General features: G+C 67.7%; 2 protein-coding genes. Both read right to left on the bottom strand.

Annotated elements, in window-relative coordinates; genetic code table 11:
• Positions 1 to 1,413, bottom strand: a 1,413-nt coding sequence (locus tag KN815_RS48090) for a type I polyketide synthase (protein WP_216348067.1), incomplete at its 3' end; no start/stop codon positions are given.
• 76 nt (positions 1,414 to 1,489) lie between these two features.
• Positions 1,490 to 2,408: acyl carrier protein (locus KN815_RS48085; RefSeq protein ID WP_216348066.1), on the bottom strand; the 919-nt coding region annotated here is incomplete at its 5' end.

The following is a 2,408-nucleotide window of genomic DNA, read 5'->3' as shown; positions in this document are numbered from 1 at the left end:
GTCCTCGTCCGTCACCGCCTGGTCATACACCGGGGCCTGCTCGATGATGGTGTGCGCGTTCGTACCGCTCACACCGAAGGCGGAGATTCCCGCCCGGCGCGGCTGACCGGTCTCGGGCCACTCGGTGGCCTCCGTCAGCAGCCGCACCTCACCCGCCGACCAGTCCACCTGCCGCGACGGCTCATCCACATGCAGCGTCCGCGGCAACACTCCGTGGCGCATCGCCATGACCATCTTGATGATCCCGCCGACACCGGCGGCGGCCTGCGTGTGCCCGATGTTGGACTTCAGCGCGCCCAGCCACAGCGGGCGCCCCTCCGGCCGCTCCTGGCCGTACGTCGCGAGCAGCGCCTGCGCCTCGATCGGGTCGCCCAGGGACGTACCGGTCCCGTGGGCCTCCACCACGTCCACATCGGCCGGCTTCAGCCGGGCGCTTGTCAGCGCGTCCCGGATGACCCGCTGCTGTGACGGACCGTTCGGCGCCGTCAGACCGTTGGACGCACCGTCCTGGTTGACGGCGGAGCCGCGCACGACGGCCAGCACCGGGTGGCCGTTCTTCCGCGCGTCCGACAGCCGCTCCACCAGCAGCATGCCGACGCCCTCGGACCAGCCGGTGCCGTCCGCGGCATCCGCGAACGGCTTGCACCGGCCATCGGGCGCCAGCCCGCGCTGACGGCTGAACTCCACAAAGGCGCTCGGGGTCGACATCACCGTCACACCACCGGCCAGCGCCAGGTCACATTCGCCCTGACGCAGCGCCTGTACCGCGAGATGGAGCGCTACCAGCGAAGAGGAACACGCCGTGTCCACCGTCACCGCGGGTCCTTCGAGACCGAAGGTGTACGCGATACGGCCCGATACGACGGAAGCCGACGTGCCCGTCAGCAAATGGCCTTCGATTTCCTCCGGGAATTCGTCGACGTCCGCCCCGTAACCGGAAGTCGAGGCACCCACGAAGACACCGCCCCGACGGCCCTTCACCGACCCCGGAGCGATGCCCGCACGCTCGAATGCCTCCCATGAGGTCTCCAGCAGCAACCGCTGCTGCGGGTCCATGGCAAGCGCCTCACGCGGCGAGATCCCGAAGAAGCCGGCGTCGAACTCGCCCGCATCGTGCAGGAAACCGCCCTCGCGGGAATAGAAGGTGCCCGAGTGGTCGGGGTCCGGGTCATACATCCCGTCCACGTCCCACCCACGGTTGGACGGGAAGTCGGAAATGGCGTCGCTACCGCCGGCCACCAGTTGCCACAGGTCCTCCGGGCTCCCCACCCCACCCGGAAAACGGCAGCTCATCGCCACGATCGCGATGGGGTCGGTCTCTCCTGCCTCCAGCTCACGCAGGCGTTGACGCGCCTGGTGCAGATCAGCCGTCACCCGCTTGAGATAGTCCCGGAGCCTATCTTCGTTCACCATGGAAACCTTGCCTATAACGAGTCAAAGAAGACTGAAGAATGGAAGGGCCGGAGAGAGATGTGCCCCGGGACCGCACTTAACTGAGCTCATTTTCGATGAAGTCGAAGAGATCGTCATCGGATGCCGCGTCAAGTCGCTGGGTGACGCTTTCAGCGTTCGCCGCTCCGGCTTCACCGCCGTTCAACTTGGCGAGAAGCACTTGGAGTCGGGTCGCGATGGCCGACCGCTCGGCATTGTCCGGCTCAGTCGTGGAGAGTGTTGCCTCAAGTCGTTCCAGATCCGCGATCAGCGGAGTGGCGGATGTCCCTTCGTCGGGGAGGACACCCGCTCGCACATGTTCTGCGAGTGCCCTTGAGTTCGGATAATCGAAGACCAGCGTGGTGGACAGTCGCAGTCCGGTATCCGCGTTGAGTCGGTTGCGGAATTCTACCGCCGTGAGCGAGTCAAAGCCCAATTCCTTGAACGCGCGGTCCGACTCCACGCCTTCCATTCCGGAGAAACCGAGAACCGCGGCCGCGTGACCGCGCACCAGATCCAGCACGGCGCGCTCCCGCTCACCGGGGGCCAGTGCGGAGAGCCGTTCCCGCAACCGCGATCCGGCCTCCGCGTGGCTCTCTTCGGCGGCACGGGCCTGTTCCAGAGCGGATACGACCTCGGGCAGCTCGCCGATGAGCGGGCTCGGCCGCCCCATCGTGAAGGCGGGGGCGAACCGGTCCCAGTCCATGTCCGCGACCGTCACCACACCGTCGTCACCCACGATCGCGCCCTGCAAGGCGGCGATCGCCAGGTCGGGCGCCATGCTGATCAGACCGCGACGCGCCAGTTGCTCGCCTCCGCTTCCGGCCGCCATGCCGCTCTCGGCCCAGGGGCCCCAGGCAACGGCCGTACCAGCCAGACCCCGCGCACGACGGTCCTCCACCAGCGCGTCCAGATGGGCATTGGCCGCACCGTACGCGGCCTGGCCACCACTGCCCCACACACCGGCGATCGACGAG

Source organism: Streptomyces niphimycinicus, from assembly GCF_018883605.1.
In the GTDB taxonomy this organism is placed as follows: Bacteria; Actinomycetota; Actinomycetes; order Streptomycetales; family Streptomycetaceae; genus Streptomyces; species Streptomyces niphimycinicus.
The sequence above is the reverse complement of the archived record's forward strand: the minus strand, read 5'-3'. Positions and strand labels throughout refer to the sequence as shown.